Genomic DNA, 9417 nt, shown 5'->3' on the forward strand with positions numbered 1-9417 from the left:
GAGAAGGGGCCTCATGCCTCTCCTCCGTTTTTGTTTTTCCGCAGCCGGTACTGCAGGTTCTGCCGGCTCATCGACAGGGCGTTCGCCGTACGGGTGATGTTGCCGTCATGCAGATCGAGCGCCCGCTGGATATAATACGACTCGGCCTCCCGCAAGAACTTATCGAGCGGGAGGAATTCATTTCCGCCGGGCGGCAGGAAGGACGGGAGTGAAGGAGCGCCGTCTTCAGGTGCCGTGCTTTTGCTGCGGAAGTGGAGCGGCAGCATGTCGACGGTGATGACAGGTTCCGAAGAGGCGAGTGATGCCACTTCGTCGAGAAGTACTTCGAGTTCGCGCATGTTGCCCGGCCACGAATACGACATGAACAGTTCGTGCACATCATCCGTCATATCTTCGAGCGCTGTGCCGAAACTCTCTTTCCGCCGGGCCAGGTACCGCTTGACGAACGGTTGGATGTCCTCTTTCCGTTCGCGAAGCGGAGGGAATCGGATCGTGAACGAGGCGAAAAAGTAATAGAGCTCTTTCAGCAGGTTCCCTGATGCGATCAGCTCGACAGGATCTTCCCCGATGCTTGCGATGATCTGCCGCGCATGGCCTTCCGAATTCTCAAGTATCTCCAATAACTTCCGCTGCAGCTTGATGGATAGAAAGTCGATCCTCTCACAAAATAATGTGAAAGGCATATCGTCCGTCAGCTTTGCGGACAGCCGGTCGATCGCCTGGCTGTCGGAACGGTTGCAATACAATGTATAGAAGGAGGAATCTGCATCGGGCACTTCATTGTGAATGCCCTGGGCGACGAGGTCTTTCCCGGTGCCCGCTTCACCGATCAGCAGGACGGGCAGTTTCGCGCGCACTGCTTTCTTCGCCGTCGTGATGATCCGTCTCATGGAATCGGATTCCGCGACGATCTGATCGAGCAAGATCGGGTCCCGGTCTTTCTTCAGCGGCTGCAAGACGAACTTTTCGAGCGCCGTCACGTCGTGGGAGAGCTCGATCGCCCCGATAAGATGGTCTTCGTGGACGATCGGATACGTGTTGTTGATGGTCGTGATTTCCGTCTCATTCCGGTTCCAATAGGTCTGTTTGACGTTAAGCTGCTCTTTTCCGCTCTGGAGCACTTCCATCAGCGTACTCGGCTGCTGACGGAAATTGAACAGTTCCAATATGGACAGCTCCCGGATATCGTCCAGGTCAAGCCCTTCTATTTCCTTCATCTTGTCGTTATAGATGATCGTCCGGCCTTCACTGTTGACCGCGTGGATTCCGATGCCGGCTTGCTGCACTGCAAATTCGTAAAAAGGGAAGAGTGATTCATCGATACCGTTCATAGACTGACACCGCCCAACTTTTTTTCTCTGTTTGAAACAATAACACTTGCATTGTGCAATAATATCTTGCATTATTATAAATGTAATCACCAACGGAGTGCAAACTTTTTTTGCACTTAACTTAAGGAGGACTATCATGATTCCGTACAAACATGAACCATTTACAGACTTTTCGAAGGAAGAAAATAAAAAAGCATTCCAGGAAGGTCTTAAAACTGTAGAAGCTTACCTCGGGAAAGATTATCCCTTGATCGTAGGCGGAGAACGCATCATGACAGATGACAAACTCGTGTCATTCAATCCTGCCGACAAAGAAGAAATCATCGGCCGTGTGTCGAAAGCGAGCAAGGACATTGCAGAAAAAGCGATGAAGACCGCTGATGAAACCTTCAAAACGTGGAGAAAAACAGATCCGCAAATGCGTGCTGACATCCTGTTCAAAGCAGCTGCAATCGTACGCCGCCGCAAACATGAGTTTTCAGCACTCCTGACAAAAGAAGCAGGTAAGCCTTGGAACGAAGCGGATGCAGATACAGCTGAAGCAATCGACTTCCTCGAGTTCTACGGCCGTCAGATGCTGAAATTGAAAGACGGTATTCCAGTGGAAAGCCGTCCTGGCGAATTCAACCGTTTCGGATATATCCCTCTCGGTGTCGGCGTTGTCATCTCTCCATGGAACTTCGCATTCGCGATCATGGCAGGTACAACAGTAGCTGCACTCGTAACAGGAAACACTGTACTCTTGAAGCCGGCTTCCACAACACCGGTCGTTGCATACAAGTTCATGGAAGTTCTTGAAGAAGCAGGAATGCCTGCAGGCGTCGTGAACTACGTACCGGGCTCAGGTGCTGAAGTAGGCGACTACCTCGTCGACCACCCGCGCACTCGTTTCGTGTCATTCACTGGATCACGTGAAGTCGGAACACGCATCTACGAACGTGCTTCGAAAGTGAACGAAGGCCAGATCTGGCTGAAGCGTGTCATCGCTGAAATGGGCGGGAAAGACACAATCGTCGTTGACAGCGAAGCGGATCTTGAGCTCGCAGCACAGTCGATCGTCAAATCGGCATTCGGCTTCAGCGGACAGAAGTGTTCAGCTTGTTCCCGTGCAATCATCCACGAAGACGTCTATGACACAGTTGTGGACCGCGTAGAAGAGCTGACAAAAGAATTGACTTACGGAAACCCTGAAGACCCATCGAATTTCGCAGGCCCGGTCATCGACAAGGCTGCATTCGATAAAATCATGGGCTACGTTGAAATCGGTAAAACAGAAGGACGTCTGGTTGCAGGCGGAGAAGGGGACGACTCGAAAGGGTTCTTCATCGCACCGACTGTATTCGCTGATGTTAAACCGGAAGCACGCATCATGAAAGAAGAAGTGTTCGGACCATTCGTCGCTCTTGCTAAAGCAAAAGACTTCACAGAAGCGATCGAAATGGCGAACGACACGGACTACGGTCTGACAGGCGCTGTCATCACGACTAACCGTGAACACTTGGAACAGGCGCGCGAAGACTTCCACGTCGGCAACCTGTACTTCAATCGCGGCTGCACAGGCGCAATCGTCGGTTACCAGCCATTCGGCGGATTCAACATGTCCGGTACCGACTCGAAAGCGGGCGGCCCGGATTACCTGCAGCTCCACATGCAGGGCAAGACAACTTCTGAAATGTTCTGATCTGAAGACGACTGCACGAACAGTGACCTGCCCCCGGGCAGGCACTGCATTTACATAACCCAACGAGGAGGGAATTTGAATGTCAGTATCTCAACAAGTGATTGAACAAACGAACAAGTATGGTGCACCGAACTATCATCCGCTGCCAATCGTCATCTCAGAAGCGGAAGGCGTATGGGTCAAGGATCCGGAAGGCAACAAGTACATGGATATGCTGTCCGCATACTCTGCAGTGAACCAGGGGCACCGTCACCCGAAAATCATTCAGGCACTGAAAGATCAGGCAGACAAAGTGACCCTTACATCCCGTGCATTCCACAGCGATCAGCTCGGACCATGGTATGAAAAAATCACTGAACTATCCGGCAAGGAAATGGCACTGCCGATGAATACAGGTGCTGAAGCAGTCGAAACAGCTATCAAAGCTGCACGCCGCTGGGCATATGACGTTAAAGGCGTCGAAGCGGACAAAGCTGAGATCATCGGATGTGAAGGGAACTTCCACGGCCGTACGATGGCTGCAGTATCCCTTTCTTCGGAACCTGAATACAAACGCGGTTTCGGACCGCTCCTTCCTGGCATCAAGCTCGTACCATACGGCGATTTCGAAGCGCTCGAAAAAGCGATCACACCGAACACTGCTGCTTTCATCATCGAGCCGATCCAAGGCGAAGCAGGTATCCTCATCCCGCCTGCCGGCTACATGAAAAAAGCGCGTGAACTGTGTAAGGAGAACAACGTCCTGTTCATCGCGGATGAAATCCAGGCGGGCCTCTGCCGTACCGGCAAAATGTTCGCTTGCGAATGGGAAGATATCGATCCGGATATGTACATCCTCGGAAAAGCACTAGGCGGCGGCGTATTCCCGATCTCTTGCGTCGTATCGAGCAAAGAAGTGCTGGAAGTCTTCAACCCAGGCTCCCACGGTTCAACATTCGGCGGCAACCCGATGGCATGTGCAGTTTCCATCGCATCATTGGATGTCCTGAAGGATGAAAAACTTGCAGATAAATCTGATGAACTCGGAAACTACTTCCAAGAAGAACTGAAGAAGATCGACAACCCTATCATCAAGGAAGTTCGCGGCCGCGGTCTGTTCATCGGCATGGAGCTGACAGAAGAAGCGCGTCCTTACTGCGAAAAACTGAAAGAACTCGGATTGCTCTGTAAAGAAACGCATGACACAGTCATCCGTTTTGCACCGCCTCTCGTGATTAGCAAGGAAGATCTTGACTGGGCGATCGGCAAGATCAAAACCGTCTTTGCCAACTAAAAAAACTTTTCAAATAGCCAGACTGATATGATACGATGAGTTAGGAAAAACCATTATGAAACAAAGAGGCGAGACAAAACAATGACTGAAAACCTGAATCTGTTCACATCCACACAAGTTGTTATCAAAGAGGCACTTGACAAGCTGGGCTACGATGAAGGAATGTACGATCTATTGAAAGAACCTATGCGCATGACCGAAGTCCGCATTCCGGTGAAAATGGACGACGGTAAAGTGAAAGTATTCACTGGATACCGCGGCCAGCATAACGACGCAGTCGGCCCTACCAAAGGGGGCGTGCGTTTCCACCCGGACGTAACTCTGGATGAGGTACGTGCATTGTCCATGTGGATGACACTGAAAGCCGGCATCGTCGATCTGCCATACGGCGGTGGTAAAGGCGGCGTGGTCTGTGATCCGCGTGAAATGTCGATGGGTGAGCTTGAGCGTCTGAGCCGCGGCTATGTCCGTGCCTTGTCCCAAGTCATGGGGCCAACTAAGGACATCCCGGCACCTGACGTGTTCACGAACGCACAGATCATGGCGTGGATGATGGATGAGTACAGCCATATCGATGAGTTCAACTCTCCAGGTTTCATCACAGGGAAACCGATCGTACTCGGCGGTTCCCAAGGTCGCGACCGTGCGACTGCAGAAGGTGTTACGATCATTATCAACGAAGCAGCGAAACGCCGCGGTATCGACATGAAAGGCGCGCGGATCGTTATTCAGGGATTCGGAAACGCAGGAAGCTTCCTGTCGAAGTTCCTGCACGATGCAGGTGCGAAAGTCATCGGTATTTCCGATGCATACGGAGCGCTCCACGATCCGGACGGCCTGGACATCGATTACCTGCTGGACCGTCGCGACAGCTTCGGTACGGTGACGACATTGTTCGAAAACACTCTGACGAACGAAGAACTGCTTGAACTCGATTGTGATATCCTCGTTCCTGCAGCGATCGAAAACCAGATCACAGAGCACAATGCTCATAACATCAAGGCGAGCATCGTCGTAGAGGCCGCTAATGGACCAACAACGAGCGAAGCGACTAAGATCCTCTCAGAACGCGGCGTCCTTCTCGTGCCGGACGTATTGGCAAGTGCCGGCGGAGTAACAGTGTCGTACTTTGAATGGGTTCAAAACAACATGGGCTACTACTGGTCTGAAGAAGACGTACGCGCCCGTATGACAGAAAAAATGGTATCTGCGTTCGACAACGTCTATACGCAAGCAGAAACACGCGGCATCGACATGCGTCTGGCAGCATACATGATCGGTATTCGCAAAACTGCGGAAGCTTCCCGTTTCCGCGGCTGGGCGTAATAAGTGAGAGAGCGTCCCTTCTATAAGAAGGGACGCTCTCTTTTCGTCTGTCCGCACACGGGTCGAATCAGTTGCATCCGGGCATCCTGTAAAACATAATGGAAACAATGAAGGAGGCGGTAGCATTGGATAATTTCGTATTTCAGAACCCTGTCAAATTGCTGTTCGGTAAAGGGCAGGTCAGCCACTTGGCGACCGAATTGAAAAAGTACGGCAACAAAGTGCTCGTCGTTTACGGCGGAGGAAGTATTAAGAATAACGGCGTTTACGATGATGTCATGGAAGTGCTGAAAGAAGGCGGTATGACCATCCATGAGTTCGGCGGCGTCGAACCGAATCCCCGCCTGTCGACCGCTATTGCGGCTGCTGAGCTGTGCAAACGGGCAGAAATCGATGTGATTGTCGCTGTCGGCGGCGGTTCCGTCATCGACTGTACGAAGCTGATCGCGTGTGCGGCCAAATACGACGGCAACCCGTGGGACTTCGTCGTAAGAAAAGCAGTACCGCAAGAGGCACTGCCGTTCGGGACCGTCCTGACGATTTCCGCAACCAGTTCAGAAATGAACGCCGGGTCCGTCATTACAAACGAAGAGACGCAGGAGAAATATGGATGGGGCACTCCGCTCAATTATCCGAAGTTCTCGATTTTGGATCCTTCCTATACGATGTCCGTCCCTCGCGATCAGACAGTGAATGGAATCGTCGATACGATGTCCCATATTTTCGAGGAATATTTCAATGAATCATCCAACACACCATTCCAGGATGAGATGTGTGAAAGTGCTCTCCGTACGATCATCCGGACAGGCGCCAAGGTCGTCGATCATCCGGATGATTACGAGCTGCGGGCGACCATGATGCTCGCTGGCGTCTGGGGCCTGAATGGCTTCCTCCGCATGGGCTATGCCGGTGACTGGGGCACGCATGATATCGAGCACGCCGTCTCGGCGGTCTACGACATCCCGCACGCTGGCGGACTCGCAATCCTCTTCCCGGAGTGGATGAAGTATACGATGCATCTGAACCCGAAGCGGTACGCACAACTGGCGGTGAATGCGTTCGGAGTGGATCCGACCGGCAAATCCGACGAGGAGACGGCACTGGAAGGCATCCGAAAACTGGAAGAATTCTGGGCTTCCATCGGAGCACCTCAGCGACTTGCTGATTACGACATCGATGATTCGAAAATCGATCTGATGGCCGAAAAAGCAGCCGTCAACGGCCCGCTCGGCAACTTTGCGAAACTTTCGCAGCAGGATGTTGTTCAGATTCTGACCAATTCATTATAAAAAAACGGACCGGACAGCATCCAGGCTGTCCGGTCCGTTTTTTTCACTCGGGAAGTTTCCGGCGGTTTTCAAAGGTCTGTGAACTGTTCGTGTCGTTCCAGGACTGGATGCCATCATCACCAACAAGCGAAATGATGACGTCTTGTATCCCTTTCTGCGACAGGATCACCGACATAAGACGATCTTTCACACCCAGGACATATTCCACCGTATTCGATGTCGCCACTTCGGCCACAATCTCGACATGCAGGCATTCGCCTTCTTTCACAACTTCCACCCTCTGAATGTCCACGATATCAGGGTCTTCTGCAACAAGGTGGGAGATATGGGCGAGCATCTCCTCATCCGTCTCTCCGATGGCGCCCCGTGCATTCTCAAGGAATACAGTGCCGACCACGTAAAACATCATCAGGCCGATCATGACAGAAGCGACGCCTTCAGCTGCGAACCAACCGAAGAAGTGGGCCAGCAGTACGGCGGCAAATGCGATGACACCGCCGCTTGTCGCCACCAGATCTTCCATGAAGACCAGTTTGGTCGGCGGCTTGGCCCTTTTCAGATAGGCGAAGCTCTTCGGTAAAGACGAGAGCCCGGTATGCTCGACGCCAGCATCGTGCATCACTTCCTTCGAAGCTTTGTATAAGACGAAGGATTCGAGCACGATGCCAAGTCCAAGCACACCGAGGTTAATAAGGAGACCTGTACTCTCTTCCGGGTGCAGTATATGCCGGAGTCCGCCAACAATTGTTTCATAAGAGAGGATAGCGACAATCAGCACTGCCCCGAGGCAGACGAGATTCACAATGCGGCCGAACCCGTTCGGGAACTTCGGGGTAGGTGCTTTCTTGGAGAGCGCTGAACCCGTATAGACGAACAGCTGGTTCGCAGCATCACCAAGGGAGTGCATCATTTCTGCATACATGGCGACATTGCCGGTGATGAAAAACGCGCCGGCTTTCAAAAATGCGATTACCAGATTGACCACAGCCGCCATCAAGGCGGCTTTACTGCCGTTTTTCAGTAGTTTTATCAAGCTGATCATCAAGTGATTCTCCTTTTACAATCTATTTGTGCGGTCAGCCCGGCGCAGCAGCAAAGACAAATTGCAGGCGGGGGGAGAATGGCAGGGAATACCGAATTTTTCGAACACCCCGTCATGCTATACTAGTTGCTATAACCGATAACGAGCTTTTTCAATCGTAACGCTCAAAAGAAAGTGATGTGCTGTCATGAACAAACCCGCTATTCATCCTGCAATCCCAATTATCATCGGCGTCATATCGGTCGCGCTGTCCGCGATCTTCGTAAAACTCGTGACCGCAGAAGCAGGAGTCACAGCTTTTTACAGAATGCTCTTTTCTGTATTATTCATGCTCCCGCTGTTCCTGTTGAAGTACAGACATGAAATAACGGCGCTGACAAAGAGGGACTGGCTGTTTTCCGCCCTTGCCGGTATCTTTCTCGCGTTCCATTTCATCTTCTGGTTTGAATCGCTGAATTATACATCCGTCGCAAGCTCGACGGTGCTTGTGACCCTTCAGCCGATTTTCGCATTTGCCGGCACGTACTTCTTCTTCAAGGAGAAGCTGTCTTTTAAAACCATACTGTCTGCTGTCATCGCCATTTCCGGAAGCGTGATCATCAGCTTCGGTGATTTCCGGCTGGGGGGGACCGCGTTCTTCGGCGACATCCTTGCACTGATCGGCTGCGCCCTGATCACCGCATATTTGCTGTTCGGTCAGGACGTCAGGCAGCGCTTGTCTTTAATCACGTACACCTTTGTTGTCTATTCAATCAGTTCAATCACCTTATTCTTCTATGTACTCATCAAGGGAGAATCATTCGGACCGCACCCTCAGTCGGATTGGATATGGTTCATTCTCCTGGCGCTGATCCCCAATCTATTGGGTCATACGCTGTTCAACTGGGCAATCCGCTGGGTAAGTACGAATGCCATCTCCATTGCGATCCTTTTTGAACCTGTAGGCGCTTCGATCCTTGCGTACTATATCTTCAATGAAAGCTTATCAGCTGCCCAAATCGTTGGCGGTATCGTTGTTCTGATGGGGATTCTGCTCTTTGTCATCGACGGAAAGAAAAAAACTTCGGCCGAAATGTAAAAAAGTCTTGCAAAGTATATTGCGGATGATGTATATTATTACTTGTCCTTCGGAACACGGAAAACGTGCTTCAGAAGGCAAGTAACTTTTTTAAAAAAAGTTGTTGACGGAACAGAAACATCGTGGTATGATGTAAGAGTTGCTGAAAACAACAACTGAACAACATGAACCTTGAAAACTGAACAGCAAAATGTCAATGAATTATCGTCTGTGAAACCGACCCCCGTCGGCGGAACAGACACAAACCAGATCATGAGATCTGATAGACATCTTAAATGATGCCAGCAAGAATTGAGCAATCGATTCTCTTTTATGGAGAGTTTGATCCTGGCTCAGGACGAACGCTGGCGGCATGCCTAATACATGCAAGTCGAGCGGATCGATGGGAGCTTGCTCC

At 51.2% G+C, this 9417-nt stretch carries 7 protein-coding genes and 1 rRNA gene; 6 read left to right on the plus strand and 2 right to left on the minus strand.

The window, feature by feature from the left end; all coding sequences use genetic code 11:
* Positions 1-11 precede the first annotated feature (11 nt).
* Positions 12-1331 carry an AAA-type ATPase lid domain-containing protein gene (locus NFU03_RS12670; RefSeq protein ID WP_251639203.1) on the minus strand — a complete coding sequence of 440 codons (1320 nt, stop codon included), beginning with the start codon at positions 1329-1331 and terminating at the stop codon, positions 12-14.
* Between the two features lie 133 nt (positions 1332-1464).
* Here NFU03_RS12670 and pruA point away from each other — a divergent pair, with 133 nt between their 5' ends.
* From pruA to NFU03_RS12690, 4 genes are all read left to right on the plus strand, one after another.
* A complete protein-coding gene (gene pruA / locus NFU03_RS12675) occupies positions 1465-3012 on the plus strand; it encodes an L-glutamate gamma-semialdehyde dehydrogenase (RefSeq protein ID WP_251639225.1) in 1548 nt (515 codons plus the stop codon).
* 79 nt (positions 3013-3091) lie between these two features.
* Positions 3092-4285 carry an ornithine--oxo-acid transaminase gene (locus NFU03_RS12680; protein WP_251639205.1) on the plus strand — a complete coding sequence of 398 codons (1194 nt, stop codon included), beginning with the start codon at positions 3092-3094 and terminating at the stop codon, positions 4283-4285.
* A gap of 81 nt (positions 4286-4366) precedes the next feature.
* Positions 4367-5611 carry a Glu/Leu/Phe/Val family dehydrogenase gene (locus tag NFU03_RS12685; RefSeq protein WP_251639208.1) on the plus strand — a complete coding sequence of 415 codons (1245 nt, stop codon included), beginning with the start codon at positions 4367-4369 and terminating at the stop codon, positions 5609-5611.
* 125 nt (positions 5612-5736) lie between these two features.
* Positions 5737-6900 (plus strand): iron-containing alcohol dehydrogenase, encoded by a 1164-nt coding sequence (locus NFU03_RS12690; RefSeq protein ID WP_251639209.1) that lies wholly within the window; start codon positions 5737-5739, stop codon positions 6898-6900.
* 43 nt (positions 6901-6943) lie between these two features.
* On the opposite strand, the gene NFU03_RS12695 is transcribed toward NFU03_RS12690, so the two are convergent.
* A complete protein-coding gene (locus tag NFU03_RS12695; RefSeq protein WP_251639210.1) occupies positions 6944-7942 on the minus strand; it encodes a cation diffusion facilitator family transporter in 999 nt (332 codons plus the stop codon).
* A gap of 187 nt (positions 7943-8129) precedes the next feature.
* On the opposite strand from NFU03_RS12695, the gene NFU03_RS12700 reads away from it, so the two are divergent.
* Positions 8130-9020, plus strand: coding sequence for a DMT family transporter (locus NFU03_RS12700; protein ID WP_251639211.1), 891 nt, complete (start codon positions 8130-8132; stop codon positions 9018-9020).
* 309 nt (positions 9021-9329) lie between these two features.
* A 16S ribosomal RNA gene (locus tag NFU03_RS12705) occupies positions 9330-9417 on the plus strand; the annotation flags it as partial.

It is taken from the genome of Sporosarcina sp. NCCP-2716 (assembly GCF_023707985.1).
GTDB lineage: Bacteria > Bacillota > Bacilli > Bacillales_A > Planococcaceae > Sporosarcina.